At 64.2% G+C, this 23,480-nt stretch carries 23 protein-coding genes and 2 pseudogenes; 4 read left to right on the top strand and 21 right to left on the bottom strand.

Annotated elements, in window-relative coordinates; all coding sequences use genetic code 11:
* The 8 genes and pseudogenes from J0I79_RS26845 to J0I79_RS26810 all read right to left on the bottom strand — a co-directional run.
* Nucleotides 1-600: pseudogene (locus J0I79_RS26845) on the bottom strand (alpha-D-ribose 1-methylphosphonate 5-triphosphate diphosphatase); the annotation flags it as partial.
* A gap of 53 nt (nucleotides 601-653) precedes the next feature.
* A complete protein-coding gene (locus J0I79_RS26840; protein WP_292866568.1) occupies nucleotides 654-1,361 on the bottom strand; it encodes a DUF1045 domain-containing protein in 708 nt (235 codons plus the stop codon).
* A 149-nt stretch (nucleotides 1,362-1,510) separates the two neighbouring features.
* Nucleotides 1,511-2,323, bottom strand: coding sequence for a 5-deoxy-glucuronate isomerase (gene iolB, locus J0I79_RS26835; RefSeq protein ID WP_292866566.1), 813 nt, complete (start codon nucleotides 2,321-2,323; stop codon nucleotides 1,511-1,513).
* A 250-nt stretch (nucleotides 2,324-2,573) separates the two neighbouring features.
* Nucleotides 2,574-2,786 carry a DUF3329 domain-containing protein gene (locus J0I79_RS26830; protein ID WP_292866564.1) on the bottom strand — a complete coding sequence of 71 codons (213 nt, stop codon included), beginning with the start codon at nucleotides 2,784-2,786 and terminating at the stop codon, nucleotides 2,574-2,576.
* Between the two features lie 43 nt (nucleotides 2,787-2,829).
* Nucleotides 2,830-3,747, bottom strand: coding sequence for a myo-inosose-2 dehydratase (gene iolE, locus J0I79_RS26825; protein WP_292866562.1), 918 nt, complete (start codon nucleotides 3,745-3,747; stop codon nucleotides 2,830-2,832).
* A gap of 169 nt (nucleotides 3,748-3,916) precedes the next feature.
* Nucleotides 3,917-5,767: a 3D-(3,5/4)-trihydroxycyclohexane-1,2-dione acylhydrolase (decyclizing) gene (gene iolD, locus J0I79_RS26820; protein WP_292866560.1), complete on the bottom strand. Its 1,851-nt coding sequence runs from the start codon at nucleotides 5,765-5,767 to the stop codon at nucleotides 3,917-3,919.
* 35 nt (nucleotides 5,768-5,802) lie between these two features.
* The gene (iolC, locus tag J0I79_RS26815) at nucleotides 5,803-7,737 is read right to left on the bottom strand and encodes a 5-dehydro-2-deoxygluconokinase (protein WP_292866558.1); all 1,935 of its coding nucleotides are present in this window, start codon (nucleotides 7,735-7,737) and stop codon (nucleotides 5,803-5,805) included.
* Between the two features lie 156 nt (nucleotides 7,738-7,893).
* Nucleotides 7,894-8,739, bottom strand: a complete 846-nt coding sequence (locus tag J0I79_RS26810) for a MurR/RpiR family transcriptional regulator (RefSeq protein ID WP_292866556.1) — start codon at nucleotides 8,737-8,739, stop codon at nucleotides 7,894-7,896.
* 156 nt (nucleotides 8,740-8,895) lie between these two features.
* On the opposite strand from J0I79_RS26810, the gene J0I79_RS26805 reads away from it, so the two are divergent.
* Entirely contained in the window at nucleotides 8,896-10,005 is a 1,110-nt protein-coding gene (locus J0I79_RS26805) for a Gfo/Idh/MocA family oxidoreductase (RefSeq protein ID WP_292866554.1), read from the top strand.
* 34 nt (nucleotides 10,006-10,039) lie between these two features.
* Here the strand turns inward: J0I79_RS26805 and J0I79_RS26800 are convergent, their stop codons facing one another.
* Complete coding sequence (locus J0I79_RS26800) at nucleotides 10,040-11,536, bottom strand: PLP-dependent aminotransferase family protein (protein WP_292866552.1); 1,497 nt, start codon at nucleotides 11,534-11,536, stop codon at nucleotides 10,040-10,042.
* Nucleotides 11,537-11,662: 126 nt separating this feature from the next.
* On the opposite strand from J0I79_RS26800, the gene J0I79_RS26795 reads away from it, so the two are divergent.
* On the top strand, nucleotides 11,663-12,844 hold the full coding sequence (locus J0I79_RS26795) for an MFS transporter (RefSeq protein WP_292866550.1): 1,182 nt from the start codon (nucleotides 11,663-11,665) through the stop codon (nucleotides 12,842-12,844).
* Between the two features lie 24 nt (nucleotides 12,845-12,868).
* On the opposite strand, the gene J0I79_RS26790 is transcribed toward J0I79_RS26795, so the two are convergent.
* Nucleotides 12,869-13,564 (bottom strand): YafY family protein, encoded by a 696-nt coding sequence (locus J0I79_RS26790; RefSeq protein WP_292866548.1) that lies wholly within the window; start codon nucleotides 13,562-13,564, stop codon nucleotides 12,869-12,871.
* A 128-nt stretch (nucleotides 13,565-13,692) separates the two neighbouring features.
* Here J0I79_RS26790 and J0I79_RS26785 point away from each other — a divergent pair, with 128 nt between their 5' ends.
* Nucleotides 13,693-14,328 (top strand): LysE family translocator, encoded by a 636-nt coding sequence (locus J0I79_RS26785; protein WP_292866546.1) that lies wholly within the window; start codon nucleotides 13,693-13,695, stop codon nucleotides 14,326-14,328.
* Between the two features lie 37 nt (nucleotides 14,329-14,365).
* Here J0I79_RS26785 and J0I79_RS26780 read toward each other — a convergent pair whose 3' ends face one another.
* The 11 genes from J0I79_RS26780 to J0I79_RS26730 all read right to left on the bottom strand — a co-directional run bounded on the left by J0I79_RS26780 (nucleotide 14,366) and on the right by J0I79_RS26730 (nucleotide 23,153).
* Nucleotides 14,366-15,460, bottom strand: coding sequence for a 3-deoxy-7-phosphoheptulonate synthase (locus J0I79_RS26780; RefSeq protein WP_292866544.1), 1,095 nt, complete (start codon nucleotides 15,458-15,460; stop codon nucleotides 14,366-14,368).
* Between the two features lie 87 nt (nucleotides 15,461-15,547).
* Nucleotides 15,548-15,730, bottom strand: a complete 183-nt coding sequence (locus tag J0I79_RS26775; protein WP_292866542.1) for a hypothetical protein — start codon at nucleotides 15,728-15,730, stop codon at nucleotides 15,548-15,550.
* Nucleotides 15,711-15,959 (bottom strand): hypothetical protein, encoded by a 249-nt coding sequence (locus J0I79_RS26770; protein WP_292866540.1) that lies wholly within the window; start codon nucleotides 15,957-15,959, stop codon nucleotides 15,711-15,713. Before J0I79_RS26770 ends, J0I79_RS26775 begins: the two co-directional genes overlap by 20 nt.
* 54 nt (nucleotides 15,960-16,013) lie before the next feature.
* Entirely contained in the window at nucleotides 16,014-16,436 is a 423-nt protein-coding gene (locus tag J0I79_RS26765; RefSeq protein ID WP_292866538.1) for a type II toxin-antitoxin system VapC family toxin, read from the bottom strand.
* Nucleotides 16,433-16,699 (bottom strand): type II toxin-antitoxin system Phd/YefM family antitoxin, encoded by a 267-nt coding sequence (locus J0I79_RS26760; RefSeq protein WP_292866536.1) that lies wholly within the window; start codon nucleotides 16,697-16,699, stop codon nucleotides 16,433-16,435. Before J0I79_RS26760 ends, J0I79_RS26765 begins: the two co-directional genes overlap by 4 nt.
* Nucleotides 16,700-16,807: 108 nt before the next feature.
* Entirely contained in the window at nucleotides 16,808-17,602 is a 795-nt protein-coding gene (locus J0I79_RS26755) for an SDR family oxidoreductase (RefSeq protein WP_292866534.1), read from the bottom strand.
* Nucleotides 17,603-17,633: 31 nt separating this feature from the next.
* A complete protein-coding gene (gene iolG, locus J0I79_RS26750; protein WP_292866532.1) occupies nucleotides 17,634-18,629 on the bottom strand; it encodes an inositol 2-dehydrogenase in 996 nt (331 codons plus the stop codon).
* Between the two features lie 117 nt (nucleotides 18,630-18,746).
* Nucleotides 18,747-19,514 carry an ATP-binding cassette domain-containing protein gene (locus J0I79_RS26745; protein ID WP_292866530.1) on the bottom strand — a complete coding sequence of 256 codons (768 nt, stop codon included), beginning with the start codon at nucleotides 19,512-19,514 and terminating at the stop codon, nucleotides 18,747-18,749.
* Nucleotides 19,515-19,516: 2 nt separating this feature from the next.
* Entirely contained in the window at nucleotides 19,517-20,593 is a 1,077-nt protein-coding gene (locus tag J0I79_RS26740) for an ABC transporter permease (RefSeq protein ID WP_292866528.1), read from the bottom strand.
* 113 nt (nucleotides 20,594-20,706) lie between these two features.
* The gene (locus J0I79_RS26735) at nucleotides 20,707-21,648 is read right to left on the bottom strand and encodes a sugar ABC transporter substrate-binding protein (protein ID WP_292866526.1); all 942 of its coding nucleotides are present in this window, start codon (nucleotides 21,646-21,648) and stop codon (nucleotides 20,707-20,709) included.
* Between the two features lie 473 nt (nucleotides 21,649-22,121).
* Nucleotides 22,122-23,153 (bottom strand): LacI family DNA-binding transcriptional regulator, encoded by a 1,032-nt coding sequence (locus J0I79_RS26730; protein WP_292866524.1) that lies wholly within the window; start codon nucleotides 23,151-23,153, stop codon nucleotides 22,122-22,124.
* 180 nt (nucleotides 23,154-23,333) lie between these two features.
* Between J0I79_RS26730 and J0I79_RS26725 the strand changes: the two are divergent.
* Nucleotides 23,334-23,480: pseudogene (locus tag J0I79_RS26725) on the top strand (fatty acid desaturase); the annotation flags it as partial.

The following is a 23,480-nucleotide window of genomic DNA, read 5'->3' as shown; positions in this document are numbered from 1 at the left end:
CTCGCAGAATTTCTTGAAATCCTGATCCGACAGCTTCAGCTTGCGCTGGTAGTAGTAGGCATAGGTTTCCAGATTGACGAACTGGCGCTGGCCGGGCGCGTGGTCCATCAGCGATGCCAGCTTCACCCTGTCGTCGGTCTCGAAATTGGCGAAGGCCTTCAGGCAATCCGGCGCCGAGACCTCGCAGCGCAGGTGGATGAAATGGTCCGCCCGCAGCCGTTCCTGCTCGACACTGTCCTCGATCGCGTCGGCGAGCTTGCGGATATCCTCCGAGGTAAGGTCGGCGTCCTCGTCCATACCGACGCGCAGCGCGTCGAGCACGGTGGTGATGCCGGCGGTCGCCACCTGCGCATCATGCGCGAGCACCGCCGCGATCGGGTTCCAGCGCACCTTGGGGCGCGGTGCGTAGTGACCTTCGAGATGGTCGGTGTGTAGTTCGACCAGGCCGGGAATGATATAGTCGCCGCCCATGTCCTCGCCGCCCCGGACGGCGCCGGCGTCGATGCCGGCGATCAGCCCGTCACGCAGCACCAGCGATCCCTCCAGGATCTCGTCGGCAAGCACGATGCGGGCGTTGGAAAGAACGGTTTCGGCGGTCATTGCGGGCAGTCCTTGGCTATTGCGGACAGCTTCGCTGTCCTGGGCAGGCTCTTTCAGGCGATCTTGCGGGCAGGGCGGCGTCCAAGCGCATGCTGGGAAAGCACCAGGAACGGCGCACCGGGTTCGGGTTCGACAAACAGCGTCAGCGCATCCACCAGCACCGGCTGCTGCAGCACCTCGGCAAACAGGCTGTCGATCGCGGCGCGCAGGCGCGGAGCTTCCTGCGGCCCGGCGCGGCCTGACAGCGTCATGTGGAAACGGAAGGTCTCGAAGACGTAGGGATAGCCCCATTGGCACAGGTTGCGGAACGCGGCCGGCTTCAGCGAGTCCGGGCTGCGCCGCTCGATCTCGGCCTCCGTCAGCGGCGCGCGAAAACGGTCGAAATCGCGCACGACGTCGTCGGCGAAGCGATTGAGCGGCGGCAGCGGGCCTTCCGGCACGAGGGCGAAGAAACCGTCGATCTGGCTGACGACCAGGCGCGGGATCGTGACCACCGGCGTCGCCTCGGCAAAATGGTCGAGCGCGGCGCGCAGCGACGTCTCGGTCTCGTTGGCGGCCAGGCGGAACGGGGCCTTCAGTGTCGCATGGAAGCCATAGCGGCGCGCCGAGGCCGTGTGGAACGCCACTTCCGCCGCCGACAGGTCGGCAACCGCCTCGACCGGCCTGGTCGCGGCGCCGAAGGGATCACGGCCCAGCCAGTTGGCGGCGATCCGCGCCAGCGGTTCGTCCTGCCGGGGGGTGAAATAGATGGCATAACGCATGGGAAGTCCTCGTCAGTCCCGCTGCCATAGGTGATTTCCATGACGGATTGACGAAGCTTTGACGGGTTTTCGAAGGCAAATCGACCCCAAGAGTCCTTAGCCGACGATTTTTCCGGGCTGGACCAACGATTTCAGACAAAAGGGTCGGATCACGCCTTCATCAACCATTCGTGCTCGGCGGCGTTGTGGAACTTCCACGTCCGCTTCGGCCCGGCCATGACATTGAGATAATAGAGGTCGTAGCCATGGCAGGCGGCGCAGGGGTGATATCCCTTGGGCACCAGCACGACGTCGCCATCCTCGATCGCCATGGCCTCGTCGAGCGCCCGATGACCGTGCTCGTCGGCGTCGGTGTAGACGCGCTGGAAGGCAAATCCCTGCGGCGGGTTGAGGCGGTGGTAATAGGTTTCCTCGAGATAGGATTCGGCGGGCAGATTGTCCTGGTCGTGCTTGTGCGGCGGATAGCTCGATGTGTGGCCGCCGGGTGTGATGACCTCGACCACCAGCAGCGAGTCGGCCGGCTTGCCCTCCGGCAGGATGTTGGTGACGTAGCGCGTGTTGGTGCCCTTGCCGCGCACCTCCTGGCCGAGATCGTCCGGACCGATCACCCGGACCGGCAGGCCACCGCCAAGCCCCGGCGCCGAGCAGACAGCGAGCTCGAGCTCCGTCGCCGCCGTCACCGACCATTCCGCCCCCTGGGGTACATAGACCGACCACGGCTTACCGTCGAAGGGCGACATGCGCTCGCCGAGCAGGCCGAGCGTCTTGCCGCCGGCGGTGACATCGCCTCTGCCGGTGACGAAGACCAGGCAGACCTCCCGGTCGCCGGTGCTGCCCGAGGCGCTCTGGCCCGGCTTCAGCCGGTGCAGGTCGAAACCCACGTAAGTCCAACCGGCGCTCTTCGGCGTCACATGGGCGACGCGGCCATGACCCTTGTCGGCTTTGACGAGCAGTTTCGACATTGTGTGTCTCCTATTACATTGGCACTGGCAGACTGCCGGCACCAACGACGCCGTTTGCTGGGCGTCACAGCCCTTGGCGATTGGCCGACAAGCCCCGTCTCTTCGTCATCCTAGGGTCCGCGCCGCGTCGCTGCGCTCCTTGCTCCGCCCTAGGATGACGAAGTGAAGAGCGTTTCGGCCAATCACCGACGCATGCGATCCGTCACGCACGCGGCATCCGATACGCAAAACCTCTGCGCCATAAACCACTTCACTCCTTGGGCTCGACCGGAGGCTTCGCTTCCTCCGCCGGCTTGTAGAGGTAGAAAAACTGCCAGACGCCGTAGCCGGCGAAGCCGAGCGCGATGACGCCCCAGAACGGCGTGCCGGTGGCGAACTCGATGATGGACCAGATGACGCACACCGCGACGACGGCGACACGCCGCCACAGCGGCTTGAAGAAGGGATGCTCGGAATCTTTCATCGGGCCAATCTACAGCAACCTGTCTCGCCGTGAACCCACCGCGTCAGGCATTCGGGAAGCCCTGCGTCTGGACCGTGTAACCGGCAGCCGTCATCACCCGCATCAGCTCCTTGTGGCCGACCTCAGCCATCTTCAGCGGCGGGTTCTTCTTCGGGTCCTGCTCGGCCTCGACCACGAACCAGCCCTCATAGCCATGGTCGGCGAAGCGCTGCACGATGGCGCCGAAATCGAGCGAGCCGTCCCCCGGCACGGTGAAGGCGCCGAGCGCGACGGCGTCGAGGAAGGACTGTTTCGTGCGATCGAGCCCGTCGATCACGCTCATGCGCACATCCTTCACATGCACATGGCTGATGCGCTTGTGGTGGTTGTCGATGGCGCGCAGCACGTCGCCACCGGCAAAGGCGAGATGGCCGGCATCGAGCAGCAGCGGAATCCCCGCCCCCGAATGGCGCATGAAGGCGTCGAGCTCCGGCTCGGTCTCTACCACGGCCGCCATGTGGTGGTGGTAGGAAAGCGGCATGCCCTGCTCGGCGCACCATTCACCGAACTCGGTCAGACGCCGGCCATAGGCCTTCATCTCGTCATCAGACAGTTTCGGTTTGGTCGCGAGCGGCCTGGAGCGGTCGCCCTGGATCGAGCGGCCGACCTCGCCATAGACGATGCAGGGCGCGTCGACCGCCTTGAACAGGTCGATCATCGGCTGGATGCGGTCCTTGTTCTTCGACATATCCTCATCGACCAGCGTGCCGGAAAACCAGCCGCCGCACAGCGTCACGTCGGCCGCCTTCAGGATCGGCAGCATGACGGCGGGGTCGTTGGGGAAACGCCGGCCCATTTCCATGCCGGTGAAACCGGCCGAGCGCGACTGGCGCAGGCACTCTTCCAGCGAGACGTCGTCGCTCAGTTCGGCAAGATCGTCGTTCCACCACGCGATGGGGGACATGCCCAGTTTGGCTTTCAAGTCGGTGCTCCGAGTTTACAGTTCAATTCTTCCTTGCCGCGCCGCCCCTCATCCGCCTGCCGGCACCTTCTCCCCGTGAGGACGGGGAGAAGGAATGCGCGGCAACGTCTGCGATCCCCCTCTCTCCGTCCTTACGGGGAGAGGGTAAGGGTGAGGGGCAGCGCCAACCTCAATCACCCACACTCTGCATCTGCCGCTTCTCGTCATAGGCCTTGCGGGCCGCGTTGACCTGCGGCCGCGCCGAGACTTCCGGCACCGCGACATCCCACCAGTGGCCGCCGGCCTCGGTGGAAACCAGCGGATCGGTGTCGATGACCAGAACGGTGGTGCGGTCGTTCTGTTTCGATTTCCGCAGCGCGTTTTCCAGCTCCGCGATCGACGGCACCTTTTCCGATATCGCGCCCATGCTCGCCGCATGCGCGGCAAAGTCGACATCGGGCAGGATCTCGTGGCGCGAGTCCTTCAGCAGGTTGTTGAAGTTGGCGCCGCCGGTCGCCATCTGCAGCCGGTTGATGCAGCCATAGCCGCGGTTGTCGAGCAGCACGATGGTCAGCTTCAAGCCGAGCATCACCGAGGTGGCGATCTCGGAATTCAGCATCAGGTAGGAGCCGTCACCGATCATCACCACGACCTCCTCGCCGGGCTTGGCCATCTTGGTCCCGAGCCCGCCGGCAATCTCGTAGCCCATGGTCGAGAAACCGTATTCGGCATGATAGGAGCCAGGCGCGCAGGCCTGCCAGAGCTTGTGCAACTCGCCGGGCAGGCCGCCCGCCGCATGCAGCAGCGTCACGCCCGAACCCATGGCACGCTGCACGGCGCCGATCACCTGCGCGTCGGAAGGGAAAGCGGCATTTGTCGAGGCCGTCACCTTGGCCGCATCGGCCTGCCAGGCCTTCTTGCCCTTGGCCGCATTGTCGGTCCAGGCGGCTGGCGCCTTCCAGTCCTCCAGGGCGGCACCCAGCTCGGCCAGTCCCTCGGCTGCGTCCGCGACCAGCGGCAGCGCCCGGTGCTTGCCGGCGTCGAAGGGCTGCACGTTGAGCCCGATGATGGTCTTGCCGGAATTCTTGAACAGCGCCCAGGATCCGGTGGTGAAGTCCTGCAGGCGCGTGCCGATGGCAAGCACGACATCGGCCTCTTCGGCCAGCCGGTTGGCGGCTGACGTGCCGGTGACGCCGACCGCGGCCATGTTGAGTGGATGGTCGTCGGGGAGCGAAGACTTGCCGCCTTGCGTCTCGCAGATGGGAATGCCGGCGCCTTCGGCGAATCTCGCCAGCGCGTCGGACGCCTGCGAATAGAGCACGCCGCCGCCGGCGATGATCAGGGGTTTCTTTGCCCCTTTGAGCGCCGCGACAGCATCGGCAAGCTCGTGGCGGTCCGGGCGCGGCCGGCGCTGGTGCCAGACCCGCTCGGCAAAAAAGCTCTCGGGATAATCATAGGCCTCGGCCTGGACGTCCTGGCAGAGCGACAGCGTCACCGGGCCGCAATCGGCCGGATCGGTCAGCACCTGCATGGCGCGGCTGAGCGCCGGGATGATCTGCTCCGGCCGGGTGATGCGGTCGAAATAGCGCGACACGGGCCTAAAGCAGTCATTGACCGTCGCCGTGCCGTCGGAAAAATCCTCGGCCTGCTGCAGCACCGGATCGGGAATGCGGTTGGCGAAGACCTCGCCCGGCAGAAACAGCACCGGCAGCCGGTTGACATGGGCAAGGGCGGCCGCCGTCACCATGTTGACGGCGCCCGGCCCGATCGACGAGGTCGCGGCCATGAAGCGGCGGCGGAAATTGGCCTTGGCATAGGCGATTGCCGCATGCGCCATCGCCTGTTCATTGTGGGCGCGGAAGGTCGGCAATTCTTCGCGCACCTGGTAGAGCGCCTCGCCGATGCCGGCGACATTGCCGTGGCCGAAGATCGCCCAGACGCCGCCGAAGATCGGCACTTTCTTGCCGTGGATCTCGGTCATCTGGCGCGACAGGAAGCGGGTCAGCGCCTGCGCCATCGTCAGGCGGATTGTCTTGCTCATCGTGGTTTCCTCCGCAGTCCTTACGCCGCGCCTTCTTATGCTGCTTTGCGGCCGCGCGCGGCAAGCCACGCTTCGGTCAGCTGTTCGAAACGCGACGCCATGTCGGCGACGGCATCGTCATCCGACATCCTGCCGGCCAGCCACTGTTCGGCGGCGTGCACGAAGATGGTGCGCCCGACGGCAAAACCCTTGACGATCGGCGCCTTGGCGGTGGCGGCAAAGGCAGCTTCCAGTTCGTCCTGCGGCGCCTCCAGCCCCAGCAGCACCACGCCCCGGCACCAGGGATCGTGCTTCAGGATGACGGCCTCGATCTTCGCCCATGCGCCGGCCGACGCCTGCGGTTCTAGCTTCCACCAGTCGGGCTTGATGCCGAGCGCGTAGAGTTCTTCCAGCGCGCGTGGAATGGTCGTGTCGTCGAGCTTGCCGTTCTTGCCGGCGATGATCTCGACGAGAAGTTCGCGGCCGATTTTGCGCGCGGCCTCGAACAGCGAGCGCAGCTTCTGCTGCTGCTCCTCCTTGAGATCAGCCGGATCGTCTGGATGGTAGAAGCACAGGCATTTGATGCAGTGGCCGACAGGCCACTCGGCGAGCTGCGAGCCGATGTCCTGCGAGAACTCGAAGCGCAGCGGCCGCGAACCCGGTAGTTCCACCGGGCGTCCAAGCCAGGCGAAGGGATGCCTGGCGAACTCGAACATCGCCTCGCGGCCATGCTTCTCGTCGATCAGCATGCCGTAGCCGTCGCGGCCGGCGGCGACCTTCGCCGCCGCCTTGACCGCCAGCACCTTGAAGTCGCGTATGCGAGCCGGATCGGCGCCGGTCTTCGCCGCCACATCCTCGAGCTGCACGCGGTGGTCGCAGGCAAGCGCCATCAGCGAGGGGATATCGCGCCGGCGGGTCGTCGCCCAATGGATGTGGTTGATCGCCTCGTCCTTGCGCAAGGCGCGGTGTTTGCTGCCATTCTTCAGGAAGAACTGCAGTTCCTCGAAGGTCGGATATTCCGGCGCGCAGAGCAGCCGCGAAACAGCGAAGGCGCCGCAGGCATTGGCCCAAGTCGCCGCCGTTTCGAAGCTCTCGCCGCCGAGCCAGCCGCGCAGGAGGCCCGACATGAAGGCGTCGCCCGCGCCCAGCACATTGTAAATCTCGATCGGGAAACCCTTGCCGACGATGCCGTCCTCGAGATCGTCGCTGATCGGTCCGTCATAGACGATGCAGCCCATGGCGCCGCGCTTGAGCACGATGGTGGCCGAGGACAGAGCGCGGATCGTCTTAAGCGCGCTCAGGCAGTCGTCGGCGCCCGACGCGATCATGATCTCTTCCTCGGTGCCGACGATGAGGTCGCAATCGGGCAGCACCGTCTTAAGCTGCGCCGAGACCCGATCCGATTTCACATAGCGCTCGAACCCTTCGGCATGTCCGGCAAGACCCCACAGATTGGGCCGGTAGTCGATGTCGAAGACAACCTTGCCGCCCCTGGCCTTCATGATGCGGATCGCCTTGCGCTGGGCGGCATCGCTGTTGGGACGCGAAAAATGCGTTCCGGTGACCACGATCGAACGCGACGAGGCAATGAAGGCCTCGTCTATGTCTTCGGGCGCCAGCGCCATGTCGGCGCAGTCCGAGCGGTAGAAGATCATCGGCGAAACGCCTTCGCTCTCGACCGAAAGCAGCACCAGCGCGGTCAGCCGCTCCTTGTCGGTCTTCAGCCCGTCGGTGTTGACGCCTTCGCGCTTCAGCTGCTCGCGGATGAAGCGGCCCATCTGCTCGTCGCCGACGCGCGTCAAAAGCGCCGAGCGCAGGCCGAGCCTGGCCGTGCCGACCGAGATATTGGCCGGGCAACCGCCGACCGACTTGGCGAAGGAGGTGATGTCTTCCAGCCGCGAGCCGATCTGCTGGCCGTAGAGGTCGACGGAAGCGCGGCCGATCGTGATGACGTCGAGCGGCGCCTGTCTGGCATCCACGGCTTCGCTCATTGGAACCTCCCGTCGGGTCTTGTTGTCGTGAACAACATTGTTTGGGTAACACGCGCGAGCGGCAGCGTGGCGCCGGCAATATGAAATAATAATTCCAATCCATAGTCAATATGGAATGAGCATTCCCGGATCGAAAAGTGCCTTGAGAAGGATGAGCTAGGCCTTGCGCTTGCGGCCCGCGTCGCGCCGTTTCTCGCCAACGCCGACGGTCAGCGCCATGGCCAGCGCCATCGTCGCCGACAGCGAACGGAAGCCGGCGAAGTCGGCCTCGGCAACCTCGAACCAGACCCTGGCGAACTGGGCGAGCGGCGAGAACGAGCTGTCGGTGATGGCCACGATCGGTACGCCCTGCTCGGAAATGGTGCGCGCTTCCTCGATTGTCGCGGGTGCGTAAGGCGAGAAGCTGATGGCGATGACGGCGTCGGCCGGCGTGGCGAAGCTCACCATTTCAGCATTCAGGCCGGCGGCAGATTCGATCAGCTGGTTGCGGATCTTCAATTTGCCCAGCGCGTAGGCGATGTAGGTCGCCACCGGATAGGAGCGCCGTTTGGCCAGGACATAGATGGTCTGCGCCTTCGCCAGCAGCGAGATCGCCTCTTCCAGGTGAGCGTCGTCAAGCGTGCGCGAGATATCGTTGAGCGAGGTGCTGGCGGCGGCGACGAAGCCGTCGAAGATCGCACGATGGCCGGCGCCGCCTTCCGCCTTGGCGCGCAGCGCCTGCAAACGCTCGTCATAGGACGAATTGCGCTCGCGCAGCCGCTCGCGAAACACCTGCTGCAGGCTGGTGAAGCCGTCGAAGCCGAGCTGCTGGGCAAAGCGGATCAGGGTCGAGGGCTGCACCCCGGCCGAGGCGGCAATGCTGGCGGCGGTGCCGAAGGCGATGTCGTCGGGATTGTCGAGCGCGTAGGCGGCGATCTGGGCGATACGCTTCGGCAGGCTTTCGCGCCGGTCGAGGATCGTGGCGCGCAGCGTCTCGAAGTCGCGGGGTACCTGTTCGTCCATCTTCGCTCTGCTCAAGGCCTGCAAGGAGGCGCTCTCTGTGCCCCATCATAGCGCGCTTGCGCAAGAACGCCATTAAAAATGAGGCAGACATTCCATTCTGAACAAAAATGGATTAATTCATCCACGCAACGCTTCAGGCAGTGGAGAAAACGGAAAATGGTCGGCGTCGGTCTCATCGGAACGGGGTTCATGGGCAAGTGTCACGCCATCGCATGGAGTGCCGTCGGCGCCGTCTTTCCCGACGTGGCCAAGCCACGGCTGGTCCATCTGGGCGAGGTCAATGAGGATCTGGCCAGGCGCAAGGCCGGCGAGTTCGGCTTCGCCAGGGCGTCGGGCGACTGGCGCGCCGTCGTCAACGATCCGGACGTCGACATCGTGTCGCTGACCACGCCCAACCAGTTCCATCCGGAAATGGCCATCGCCGTCCTCGAAGCAGGCAAGCATCTGTGGTGCGAAAAGCCGATGGCGCCGAGCTTTGCCGAGGCCGAGGCGATGGCGGCCGCGGCCAGGAAATCCGGCAAGGTCGCGGCACTTGGCTACAACTACATCCAGAGCCCCGCCATCCGCCATATTGGTGCGCTGCTCGACGAGAGGATTATCGGCGAGGTCAACCATCTGCGCATCGAGATGGATGAGGATTTCATGGCCGATCCCGAGGCGCTGTTCTTCTGGAAGCACGAGGCGTCCTCGGGCTATGGCGCGCTCGATGATTTCGCCGTGCATCCGCTGTCGCTGGTCTCGGCCCTGTTCGGCCGCGTCGCCAGCGTCATCTGCGACATGGCCAAGCCCTATGCCGACCGCAAGCTCGCGGCCGGCGGCCGCCGCGCGGTCGAGACCTATGATATCGCGAGCGTGCTGATGCATCTGGAAAACGGCATTGCCGGGACGCTGCAGGTCAACCGCTCGGCCTGGGGCCGCAAGGGCCGCATCGCCATCCAGATTTTCGGCTCCAAGGGCTCGATCCTGTTCGATCAGGAGCGGATGAACGAGTTCCAGCTCTATCTCACCGCTGATCGTCCGACCGAGCAGGGCTATCGCACCATTCTGGTGGCGCCGCATCACAAGCCCTACGATGCCTTCCTGCCGGCGCCGGGCCACAATCTCGGCTTCAACGATCTCAAGATCATCGAGTGCCGCGAATTGCTGACACGCCTTGCCGGAAAGCCGGCACGACTCATCGAGTTCGCCGAGGGTCTGGAGATAGAGCGCACCGTGCACGCAATGGCCAGGTCGTTCGAGGAAAAGCGCTGGGTCGATGTCAGGTAGGCCGGTCGCGCGACAACGCAGGCAAAGTTGGAAGCTATAGCCGCCTGTGCTCCTGAAGGACCGCCTGGGCCAGCCGCCTGACGCTGGGCGCCGCTTCCTGGTGATGCAGGGCGGAGAAGCCCAGAAGAAGGCCGTGGCCGGCGACCGGGGCAAGATGCATCGGAGAAACCGGCAGCACGGTTACGCCGGATCGGCGCGCGGCCCGTGCGACCGCGACATCGTCGGAGCCAGAGGGCAGCCGGGCGAAGAGATGGACGCCTTGCATGGGCACTTCAATCCCGATCTCCGGCACATCCGCGAATTGTTCCCGCAGCAGCGCCACCAGCATGTCGCGCGAGCCGCGATAGGCTTCCCGCAGCCTCCTGAGATGGCTGGAGAAATGCCCTTCGCCCAGGAAGTCGGCGACGACAAGCTGGTGAAACGGAGCCGGGAAACGGTCGAGCAGCACACGCATCGCCCGCACCGCCGGCACCAGCTCCGCCGGCACCACGAGATAGCCCAGCCGAAAACCCGGCAACAGCGCTTTGCTGAACGTGCCGAAATAGATGACCCTGTCGTGCTCGTCGACGCCTTGCAGCGCGGCCAGCGGGCGATCATCGTAGCGGAACTCGCTGTCATAGTCGTCTTCGAGGATCCACGCCTCCCTGGCCGCGGCCCAGTCGACGAGCGCCAGGCGGCGTGCCATGGAAAGGATCGCGCCCGTCGGATATTGGTGTGATGGCGTGACATAGACGGCCCGCACGTTTTCCGGCCGATCGGCCAGCAGGTCCACGTCGATCCCCTGTCCGTCGACCGCAATGGGAATGAGCCTGGCGCCTCCGGCCGTTAAGGCCAGCCGTGCCGGCGGATAGCTAGGATCTTCAATCGCGACCGTGTCCCCCGGGTTGATCAGGGTGCGGATGGCAAGATCGATCGCCTGCTGCGAGCCGGAGGTGATGAAGACGCGGTCCGGATCGCAGCGTACACCCCGAGCCGCCGCGAGATACCTGATCACTTCGCCACGCAGCCTCTCCTCGCCTTGCGGATCCCGATAGTGGTCATGGAACGCCTCCAGGTGACGATGGCCGATGCGTTTGAGAACGGCTCGCGTCCTGTCGTCCGGCTCGGCCCGGCCAGTGGCGAAAGGGACCTGGGGCTGCGGCTCCAAGGACGGGTTTCCAATAACAGAGCGCGCGGCGCGCGAGATGTCGCTTGTTGCCGTTGAATCTGCCGGAGCGGTCCGGCGCGCGCGCTCCGAACGCCCCGGCACGTCAGCCGAAACAAAGGTGCCCGACCCATGATGGCCGACGACATAGTTCTCGCTCAGCAGCGTATCGTAGGCTTCGACGACGACACCGCGCGATACGCCCCAAAGCCGGGCCGCCGCCCGCGTCGAGGGCAAGCGTGCGCCGGCGGGCATCCGGCCGGAGACAATCGCGGTGCGCAGCGCGAAATAAAGCTGCCGGCCAATCGATGCTTGCGAGTCCCGATCGATCGCGATGTCGACCAGATGCGTGGCGTCTTCATGCCTGCGCGATGTCTCTTCGGCCATGGCGCTCCTCCAAGTGGTCCTCGAAATCAGCTCCAAGAGGACCTGTGAAATGTCAGAAATTCGAGAGATTAATGTACCACATTGTTTCTTGGAATTGCAGGCCGTTTCGGCCGGAAAGTTGCAGCCATGCGCACGCCGCACGCCTATTTGCTCTTTGTCGCCACCTTGCTCACATCGATGGGTTATGGCGCCACCTTCCTGCTCACCGAGCATTTCCGGGCGCTCGGCGGCAGCGAGATCCAGACCGGCACGACGCTGGGCGGCGCCATGCTGGGCACGCTTGTCGGCGTTCCCCTTGTCGGCTGGTTTGCCTGGCGCGTAGGTGCGGGCCGCATGGCCGGGCTTGGCGCTGTGCTGGTTGCCGCCGGCTATCTCGGCCTGGCAAGTCTGTCGGCCCTGACGCCGCTGATCGGCGTCGCCGGCTTCTTCATCGGCCTCGGCTGGGGCATTTTCTTCCTGGCCGCGCCGATGGCGCTTTCGATGCGCGTGACCGATCAGGATCGCGGCTTCTGGTTCACGCGTTATGGTGCGTTCCAGATGGGCGGGATCGGCCTGAGCCCGATCGTGGCGACGGCGCTGATCGGCAATCTCGGGCTCACCACCGGGCAGGCCTTTGGCGCCGTGGCCCTGGTCTGCCTGCTCGCCGCGTCGCTCCTTGCCGGATTCGAGGCAATCGCGGTGCGCCCGCTCGCGGCCGCGGTCAAGGCCGCCGGCAACGACTGGGTGCGAGCCCTGCCGGCGCTGCTGCGCACGCGTGCGATGTATCCCATCCTGATGGTCGGGTTAGGGGCCTGTGTGTTCAGCGGCCTGCTGACATTCCAGACCTCGCTCGTGCGCGGCACCGGGCTGCAGGCGAGCACGTTCTTTGCCACCTATGCAATCACCGTTGTCGCGTCCCGGTTCCTGCTTGCGCCGCTGATCGGCCGCGCCAAGGGCGACCATGTCGCGGTCATCCTGCTGGCGGTGATGATCGCCGGCGTCATCGTCGCTTTCGGCCTCGCCTATGGCGTTCTGGTCCAGATCGTCAGCGCGATCCTGCTGGGCCTGGGCTATGGCCTAGTCTATTCCGTCATCCAGACACAGGCGGTGAACGATGCTCCTCCGGAGCACCGCAATGCGGCGCTGACATGGTTCGTCGTTGCCTATTTCCTGGGGATATTTGGTTTCCCCGTGCTTGGCGGATGGCTGATCGTCAATGTCGGTACACACGGGTTCCTTGTCGCCGTGCTGCTGTTCGCGATCGCCGAAATCGGATTGGCTCTGCTGCGTGGCCAGCGTCTTGCCGGCGAGCGCGTGCAGGCCACATGACCGTGCTCTGTTGGCGGGACAGTCTCAGCCACCGGCGGCCGGCGTTTCCCAACCCTCCACCCAGAGCTGCCGCAGGCGGTCGCCCTCGCCCTTGAACCGCAAGCCGGTCGGCTGGCAATCCTCGATGCGGTCGCTGCGGAAATTGCGGATCGCCTGGCGCAGCTCGCACCAGGCGACGATGTTGGCGCTTTCTGCATAATAGATCAGCGCGATCGGGCGGATGAGCCGTTCGGAGGCGCGTCCCATTTCATCGCGATAGGAAAGGTCGAGCTTCTCCTCGTCACGGATGGCGCGCCGCACCAGTGCCAGGTCGATCGCGCCGGCCAGCGGCCTGGCGAAGCCCCAGGCATGCAACGCATTGGCGTCCAGCGTCTGGCGCAAGGGTGCGGGCACCGCGCCGGCGATCTTGGCGCCGACACGCTTGGCCGCCTGCTTGAGCTCGTCGTCACCGGTGCGCTCCAGCAGGGCGAGAGACAGCACGATCGCCTCCATCTCCTCGATGGAAAACATCAGTGGCGGCAGGTCGAAGCCGGGGCGCAGGATGTAACCGATACCGCGCCCGCCCTCGATCGGCACGCGCATCGCCTGCAGGGCGGCAATGTCGCGATAGATCGAACGTATCGTCACCTCCAGCCGCTCGGCGATCATCGCCGCCGTCACCGGCTGTTTCGCCAGCCGCAGGACCTGGATGATCTCGAACAGGCGCGACGCCTTGCGCATTTTTCTCACCTGCCGCCGTTCGCAACTGACACATCATCGTCAGTTGGCTCGATCTATAGGAGCGCCTATCGGATTGAAAATCAACGGCTTCCCTTCGGGCGGGCCGTAGAAGGCGACAGGCAACTGACATGGACTATGCGCAAAATCTCTGGCTGTTCTTCGTCCTGCTGCTGGGCATCATCATCGTGCCCGGCATGGACATGCTGTTCGTGCTCGCCAACGCGCTGACCGGCGGCAGCAACAGGGGGCTCGCCGCCACCGGCGGCATCATGCTGGGCGGCGTGGTGCACACGCTGAACGGCGCCATCGGCGTCGGCCTGCTGATGCATTTCGTGCCGATCCTGTTCAAGCCGCTGCTGGTCGCCGGCGCAGCCTATATGGCCTTCATCGGCATCACGCTGATGCGCAGCTCCATCACGGTCGGCCAGGACGGACCGGCGAGCAGCCGCACCGCCTGGAAGGCGTTTCGCCAGGGGCTCATGACCTGTCTGATCAATCCCAAGGCCTATCTCTTCATCCTCGCCGTCTATCCGCAATTCCTCAAGCCGGACTACGGTCCGGTCTGGATACAGGCATCCATTATGGGGCTGATGACGGTGGCCACGCAGTTCGCCATCTATGGCGGGCTCGCGGTGACGGCCGGCCGCAGCCGGCAATTGCTGGTCGCCAATCCCAACGCGACCGCTCTTGCCGGCCGCGCGGCGGGACTGCTGCTGTTCGCTGTCTCCATATTCACGGCCTGGGAAGGCCTGAAGGCGGCGTGACCCCGGAGCCTGGTCACGCCGCTTCGAGCCGATGCCGTCAGGCCGCGCCCTGCCGGCTGTTCTCCAGCATGGCGCGGCGCGCCGAACGGCGCCATTCGACCGCGCCGGCAAGCCCGTGCAGGACCGTCTCGGTGGTCGCCCAGTCGATGCAGCCGTCGGTGATGCTCTGGCCGTAGACGAGCGGCTTGCCCGGCACCACGTCCTGCCTTCCGGCAACGAGATTGCTCTCGATCATGACGCCGACGATGCGTTCGTCGCCGGCCGCCACCTGGCCAGCCACGTCGGTCGCCACTTTCGGCTGGTTCTCAGGCTTCTTGCCGGAATTGGCGTGGCTGACATCGATCATTAGCCGGGGCGCCACGCCGATGCGTCCGAGCTCGGCGGCGGCCGCCTCGACGCTCGCCGCGTCATAATTGGGCGCGACGCCGCCGCGCAGGATGACATGGCAGTCCTCATTGCCTGATGTCGCCGCGATGGCGCTGCGCCCGCCCTTGGTCACCGCCATGAAATGATGCGGCTGCGCGGCCGACTTCACCGCCTCGCCAGCGATCCTGAGATTGCCATCGGTGCCGTTCTTGAAGCCGACCGGGCAGGAGAGGCCCGACGCCAGCTCGCGGTGGATCTGGCTTTCGGTGGTGCGCGCGCCGATGGCGCCCCAGGCGACGAGGTCGGCGATGTATTGCGGGATCGTCATGTCGAGGAATTCGGTCGCCGCCGGCAGGCCGAGATTGTTGACGGCCGACAGCACGTTGCGCGCCATCCTCAGCCCCTTCTCGATGTTGAAGGAGCCATCGAGGTCGGGATCGTTGATCAGGCCTTTCCAGCCGACGGTCGTACGCGGCTTCTCGAAATAGACCCGCATCACGATCTCCAGCCGGTCCGACAGGGCCTCGCGCAGCGCCGCCAGACGGCTGGCATAGTCAACGGCGGCGACCGGATCGTGAATGGAACAAGGGCCGACGATGACAACAAGTCGATCGTCGGCCCCGGTCAGGATGGAATGGATGGCGTTGCGTGATGCGGCAACGGTGCGTGTCGCCGTCAGCGTGCGCGGGATTTCCCGCATCACCTGGTCCGGCGTGCTCAGTTCTCGGATTTCCTTGACCCGAAGGTCGTCTGTGGTGGTCAACACGGCTTTCTGCTCCTGGTTGGGAGACCTGCCGGCTGAAATAAAAAAGCCGCCAGGTCTGGCGGCTTGTCGGACTTCTTGCTGCAATCTTCAGATCGAGCGCAATCCTCCCGCCGCCAGCGAGCTGCTAAAGTACCAATACGTGGCGAACAGGTTGATCATGCCGCTCATATAGTGGAAGCCGAGGCGCTTGTCGATGGGGGTAATGGCAGGCGGCTTCGATGCGGCGACCCCTCGCGAAGCAATGGGCGTTTCATCCCGTCTCAGTTCCAATGTGCTCGTAGCCTTGAGGAAACCAGATGCCACGCCGAAGCCAGTTGGCCGCATCCAAATTGGGTATGACGTGATTCTGATCGAGATCGTTCATGTCGTTTATGACCTCGATGCTGATCGCCCGTTTGGACGGGAAGGCCTGCGAGAGTAGCTGGAGCGCGTCGGCTTCCGATCGGGCAGTGACGCCGATACCAAGATGACCGTTTATCCTGATCCAGTACGGATGCATCGAGAGGTTTTCTTTTGGGTTGCTTTCGAGACCTTACGTGCCATGCCGAGCAGTTCATGCATTCCAGGGGTCGAAAAGTTCGATTCCAAACCCTTCGAAATCCCTGGTGTTACGCGTTGCCAAGGTGAGCTCCCGCGCAATCGCGGTGGCCGCGATCAGGCCGTCCATCGACGACAGGCCGCGCCCCCTGCGCCTGGCAAGGCCCATCAGATCGCCCCAGGCCAGGGCCACCGGCTCGTCGACCGGAAGAACCCGCTGCTCGAAGCGTTGCGGCAGGTCACGGGCGAGCCATTCGGCCAACGCCTCGCGTTTGCGGCCCTCATCCATGAGGGCGACGCCGCGCCGGATCTCGGCGATCGACACGACGCTGATGAATGAGCGGTCCTCATCAAGCTCGTTCAGCCACGCGAGAACACGCATGTCCGGCGACGGCCTCGTCACCTCGGACAGGACATTCGTGTCGAGCAGCAGCCTCACAGCGGCAGGTCACGCGGTTCGTCGCGCTGACGTTCAAGGTCGAGATCGGCGCCGCGCAAGGGTGAGTCCAGAAGGAATTCCGCGAGCGTACCCTTGCGTACGGTCTTGCGCTGCCATTCCTCGGCCGAGACGACAACCACGCTCGGTTTGCCGTTTCTGGTGATGGTTTGAGGCGAAGACTGCGCGCGCTCGATAACCTCCGACAGCCGGGCTTTTGCTCCGGCGACGGTCCACTTGGAATCTTCCTTGGGTGCGGCCGGCATCTTGAACCTATGACTAGTCTGACTATCTTGACTATATAGGATCGACGTCGCCTCGCCAACAGGAAGCAGCGACGTCAGGCTACCAGCATATACTACCTGGCCGCGCGCTTACTCCGGCGACGACCCCGCGATGCTCTGGTCGTAATCGACCAGCGATCCGGTCATGACGCCCGATTGCGGGCTGACCATATAGCTGATCAGGCGCGCCAGCTGGTCGGGCTTCACCAACTGGCCCATCGGCTGCGCCGCCTCGGCCTTTTCCAGCCAGTTGTCAGGCGCGTCGTGCCATTTCTTCTGCACGATGTCCTCGCCTTCCGTGTCCATCCAGCCGGGCAGCACGGCGTTGCAGCGGATGCGGTTAAAGCGATAGGCGTTGGCGACGTTCTTGGTCAGGGTCATCAGTGCGCCCTTGCTGGTCGAATAGGGCGTCAGGAATGACTGGCCGGTATGCGCCGACATCGACAGCACGTTGACGATCGAGCCGGGCGCCTTCTTCTCCAGGAGATGTGCCACCACGCCCTGCATCAGGAAGAAGGGTCCCCGCACATTGGTGGCGAAGATCGTGTCGAAAAGCTCTTCGGAGGTTTCCACCAGCGAGCCCCGTGCCGAGGTGGCGGCGGCGTTGACCAGCGCGTTGATGGTGCCGAAATGCGCGAGCGCGGTCGACACCGCGCGCTTGCAGTCGGCCACTTTGGAAACGTCGGCGCTGATGAAGATCGCATCGACGCCCGCCTTCTTGAAATGGGCGACGGCCTTGTCGCCCTTCTCCTGCGAGCGGCCGATCAGCGCCAGCGCCTTGCAGCCTTCGTCGGCCAGCGCCTCGGCGACTGCGAAGCCGATGCCCTGCGCGCCGCCGGTGACGATGGCGCGTGTCTGTGAATTGCGACCGGCCAAACCGCTCATCGCTCTGCTCCCTTGAATCCTGATCCGGTTGTTACTTGTCGAGACGCACGGTCTTGCCCGATGTCGCCGACTTCAGCGCTGCATCCGCCAGCTTCAGCGCCACCAGGCCGTCGGCGCCGCTTGGCGCGGCTTTCTTGCCAGACGTCGCCGCGGCGATGAACGAAGCGATCTCATTGGCATAGGCGTCGAGATAGCGGGTCATGAAGAAGTCGTGCAGCGGTGGCCGCGTATAGCCCTTCTCATTGGCCAGTTCGATCGACACCGGCCGCTGGTTCTCGGCGGCGATCATGCCCTTCGAACCATGCACCTCGATGCGTTGGTCGTAGCCGTAAGTCGCGCGACGCGAATTGGAGATGACGGCCTGCTTGCCGGAAGCGGTTTCCAGGATGACGCTGACCGAATCGAAATCGCCGGCTTCGCCGATCTTCTTGTCGACAAGCACCGAGGCGTGGGCGCTGACCGCCACCGGCTCCTCGCCGAGCAGGAAGCGCGCCATGTCGAAATCATGGATGGTCATGTCGCGGAAAATGCCGCCCGAGCGCTTGATGTAGTCGACCGGAGGCGCGCCGGGATCGCGCGAGGTGATGGTCACCATCTCGACGGCGCCGATCGCGCCGTCGTCGATCGCCTTGCGCACGGCGGCGAAATGCGGGTCGAAGCGCCTGTTGAAGCCGACCATCAGCGTCGCCTTGGCCTTCTCGACCACGGCCAGGCATTTCTCGACGCGCTTGACGTTGAGGTCGATCGGCTTCTCGCAGAAGATCGCCTTGCCGGCCTTGGCGAAGCGCTCGATCAGGTCGGCATGGGTATCGGTCGGCGTACAGATGACGACGGCGTCGATGTCTTTGGCCTTCTCGATGGCGTCGATGGTCCGCACCTCGGCGCCATAGGCATCCGCCAGCTCCTTGGCCGCCTTTTCGAAGGCATCGGCAACGGCCACCAGTTTGGCCTGCGGATTGGAACCGACGGCGCGGGCATGGACCTTGCCGATGCGGCCGGCACCGAGGAGGGCGAAGCGGACAGTCATGGATATTTCCTTTGAGGGGTGTTCGAAGCTACGGGGCGCCATTCATGGGCGCGGGATGATTTTCCGGTCAAGATAAGATCGGCGGGAAGCGATTGACCTTCGCCCTCCCGTCTGGCTCTAGGCCGCGAGTTCTGCTTCCCCGGTCTTGGCGCCGGTGATGTAGGAGACGATGTCCTGGCCGTCCGTGTCCTGCTTGCGCAGATTGGCGACGATGCGGCCGCGTCGGAACACCACGATGCGGTCGCACAGATCGAACACCTGGCGCATATTGTGGCTGATCAGGATCAACGGCTCGCCATTGTCCTTGAGCGTGCGGATGATGTTTTCCACCTGCGCCGTTTCCTGTACGCCAAGCGCGGCCGTCGGCTCGTCCATGATGATCAGCTTGGAGGCGAAGGTGGCCGTCCTGGCGATCGCCACGCACTGACGCTGGCCGCCCGACATGTGGCGGATGGTGTTGGAGAGGTTCGGAATCTTCACCGCGGTGCGCACCAGCGCCGCCTCGGTCGCCTTGCGCATGGCCCTGCGGTCGAGGATTGAGAACGGGCCGAGGTTGAACAGCACCTTCTCGCGTCCCAGGAACAGGTTCGACGGCACGTCGAGATCGTCGGCCAGCGCGAGATTCTGGAAAACGGTCTCGATGCCAGCTTCGCGGGCCGCGATCGGGCCGGTGAAATTCACTTCCTTGCCGTCAAACCAGATCTTGCCGCTGGTACGCTGCTCGACGGCGGTGATCTGGCGCACGAAGGTCGACTTGCCGGCGCCGTTGTCGCCCATGATGGCGACATGCTCGCCCTTGCGCAGTTCGAAGTTGGCACCCTCGAGCGCGTGCACGCCGCCATAGCGCTTGGTCAGGTTTTCGGTCTTCAGGACGATGTCTGACATGGTCAAGCCCTCAATGCCCGCATGCGTTGGCGCCACTGGTCAAGAACGACCGCGCCGACGATGATCGCGCCCTTGACCATCTCCTGGTAGTAGGCGTCGAGGCGCAGAAAGGTGAAGCCGGAAATGATGACGCCGAAGATCAGGGCGCCGATCACCGTGCCGATGATGGAGCCGCGTCCGCCCGACAGCGACACGCCGCCGATGACCGCCATGGCGATGGCGTCGAGTTCGTACATCACGCCCATGCCCGCCTGGGCGGTAAGGTTTTTCGACGAGAGCACCACGGCGGCCAGCGAGGCCAGAATGCCGGCGATGACATAGACCAGGATCTTGTGGTTGGCGATCTTGATGCCGGACATGCGCGCGGCATCCTCGTTGGAGCCTATCGCGTAGCAGTGCTTGCCGTATCTGGTATAGGTCATGATCAGCTGGAACAGCACGGCCAGCGACAGGAAGATGATGACCGGCATCAGGCCCTTGCCGATGGCCGCGAAACTGTCGGTGGGAAACGAGATCGGCTGCCCCTTCGACCACCATTTGGCGATGCCGCGCGCGGTCACCATCATGCCGAGCGTGGCGATGAAGGGCGGAATGCGCGTGTAGGCGATCAGGGCGCCGTTGACGAGGCCGGCGAGCAGGCCGCAGCCGATCGCAACCAGCACCGGCACGATGACGGGCAGGTCGGTCCAGCCCTGCGCCAGGAACATCGCCTTGGGGTTGGGATTGCCGTTGACGGTCGCCACCTGGGCGAAACTCATGGCGATCATCGCTGTCGCGCCGACGATCGAGCCGGAGGAGAGATCGATGCCGCCGGTGATGATCACCTGCGTCACGCCGATGGCGATGATGCCGACGATCGACACCTGCAGGATGATGATCTGCAGGCGGGCTTCGTTGAAGATGCCGGCGACATCGCTGCGGGTGTTGAACAGGAAGCTGTCGCCGAGAAAGATGCGGCCGATCAGTTCGAAGATGACGACGAGGATGACGAGCGCCAGGAAAACGTTGAACTCGGCCGGCCAGGCGCGCTTCTTCGCGTCATAGCTAAGGCCGCCGACGCCATGGGATGTCTGTGCCAATTCTTCTATCCTCCGTCAGACGCGCTCGTTCGTCGGCCCTTTGCGAGAGCCGGTGAAGCGAGCGGCGCTGTCTGCAGCCAGAAAGCGCCGCCCGTAAGGGGCAGGCCCGCCGCTCAGTTCTTCTTCAGGAACTTGTCGATGTTGGCCGGGGTCACCAACTGGAACGGAACGTAGACCTTGCGTTCGACCTTCTCGCCCTTGGACAGTTTGAGCGCGGCATCGAGCGCGCCCGCGCCCTGGCCGGCCGCATCCTGGAACACCGTGACCTTGAGGTCGCCCGCCTGCATCGCGACAAGCGCGTCCTGCGTGGCGTCGACACCGCCGACGACAACGGTCTTCATGTCGATGTTGGCGGCCTTCATCGCCTGGATGGCGCCGATCGCGCTTTCGTCATTGTTGGCGATGACGCCGTCGAACTTCTTGCCGGTCGACAGCCAGTTGGTCATCAGGTTCTGGGCCTGGTCGCGATCCCAGTTCGAGGTCTGCTTGTCGATGATCTTGATGAAGCTGCAGTCCGGCGTGGCGATCACGTCCTCGATGTCCTTGGTGCGCTGCACGGCGGCCTGGTTGGAAAGCTCGCCCATGATCACGTAGACATTGGCTTCCTTCTTGCCGGCTTCCTTGAACAGGCGGCAGACTTCCTTGGTTTCGAGCGTGCCGGAATCGGCTTCGTTCGACGCGACGAAGGCCTGGTTGTCAGGCAGCGTGTCGACATTGACCGGCTGGCGGTTGACATAGACCAGCGGGATCTTGGCCGCGGCGGCGGCGTCCGACATCGCCTGCGTGGCCGAGGTGTCGACCGGATTGACGATGATGGCGTCGACGCCCGAAGCGGCGAAGTTCTTGATCTGGTCGAGCTGCTTGGCGACGTCGTTCTGCGCGTCCTCGACCTGCAGCTCCACGCCGCTCATGCCTTTGGCCTGCTCGATCATGCCGTTGCGCAGAACGGTCAGGAAATTGTCGTCGAACTTGGCCATCGACACGCCGATCTTGGCGGCAAAAGCCGACGAACTCATAAGCGCCGCGAAGGCGACGCCCAGAATAAGTTTCTTCATTGTATATCTCCTCCACCTTGGTGTCCGGTTGCACCGATCTATCCGGAATCCCCGATCTCGCCGGGGAATCTCTCCCTGATGTCGTTCCGTTCCGCTCGGCCCTTCCTGTTTTGCGCTGGAACGCCGTGCCTCCGTTTGAAACAGACGTTCCGGAACGAAAGAACCAAAATATGCAGTTGGTGAAATATTTATTCCATTTTTTCGCGAGACGTCAAGGGCGATTCCAAAACGGTGTGGAGGATTTTGAGGGGGTGGATGATCAAAGCCCTGGTCCAACTGGATCAGGACCAAGGCGCCGGCCGCCTCTCAGGAGCAACCACTCACGATTTGCGAAGGTTCTCCCACGTCGTCATTCCAGGGCGAAGCAGGAGCGAAGCTCCGTCGCGCAGACCCCTGGAGCTGCGTCGCTACGCTCCTTGCTCCGCCCGTGGATGACGAAGGCGTAGATGTTCCAGCCAGCCGTCAGTGGCTCTCTAGATATTCTCCGGCAAATAGATGTCGAACGGCAGGAACGTCTGCCCCGGCGCGTTCGCCGCCCCCGTCTCGATGGCGTGCGCCATGAGATCGAGCAGCTCACGGCAAAGTGCCGCCAGCGGCGTCGAGATCACCATCGTCAGCACGCCGTCGGCCAGGGCGGCACGCGAGACCGCCGAAATCTCGTTGCAGACGACCGCCGGCATGTCCGCCGGCTTTGCCTGCCGCAGCGCCGCGACGGCGCCTTCCATGCCGCCGCCGGCGACATAGCAGCCGACGAGATCGGGGTGGCGGGCCAAGAGGTCGAGCAGCGTATCCTGCGTGATCTGGTTGGCCTCCAGGTTGACCAGTGTCTCGAGCAAGGTGAAGTCCGACGCCTGTTCGCGAAAGAAGGAGCGGAAGCCGATCTCGCGCATTTCATGACCGTGGAAGCGGTGGCTGCCGACGAACAGCGCGACCTTGCCCGGCCGCTTCGCCGCCTTGGAGATCATCCAGGCCGCGGTACGGCCGACCTTGCGGTTATCGAGGCCGACATAGCCCTCGCGAATGCCGGCCGCGAAGTCGGACAGCAGCGAAAACACCGGCAATCCCTTGGCCTTCATCTCCTCGACCGTGACGGTGAGCGTCGGGTGGTCCGGTCCGACCAGCGCGACCGCCCGGCATCTGGCGGCCAGCTTGCGTGTGCGCTCGACGATCTCGTCCGGTGTCAGCGAACTGGCGAAGTCGATGATCGCGACGCCACGGAAGCGCTGCGACTGCGACACAGCAAGTTCCAGCTGCCGCGCGAACTCGCTGTAGAAGACGTCGTTGCCCCTCAACAGCAGGAAGCCGAGCCGGTATTCCGGCAACTCATGGCGCATGCGCTGCTTGATCAGGCCGGCGGCGTGATAGCCGATCTCGGTCGCGGTTTCGTAGACGCGGCGCGCCGTTTCCTCACGCACCGGCAGGCGATTGTTGAGTACGCGGTCCACCGTGGCGACGCTGACGCCGGAGACGCGCGCCAGATCTGAGATGGTCGGCCGTTTCGCCATGATCGCCCTCATCGAATTGTCCGGGCATGATACATCACTCTGATAGGAAATGATAGAAACTATCTTTGTGATGTTGAGTCCATCACGACTCGGCGATATTTTCAGGCTCGAAGCCAGTGGGCGCCAAAACAGCAGGTGATTGGCATCCGCCTCGCGAAGATCTTGCCGTGGGAGGCAATCATGACCGCAGCGCCGTCCCGGCGTGACTACAGCCTGATCGGCCGCGACGCCAAGCTGGCCGTGGAGACCGGCCTGTCGGCCGCCGAGTGGTACCACACCGACATTCCCCGCAAGCAGATGAAGGAGCTGATGCAGCGCTCCGACGGC

The organism is Mesorhizobium sp. (assembly GCF_017306585.1).
Taxonomy (GTDB): Bacteria; Pseudomonadota; Alphaproteobacteria; order Rhizobiales; family Rhizobiaceae; genus Mesorhizobium.
This window is presented reverse-complemented; position numbering and strand designations above follow the sequence as displayed.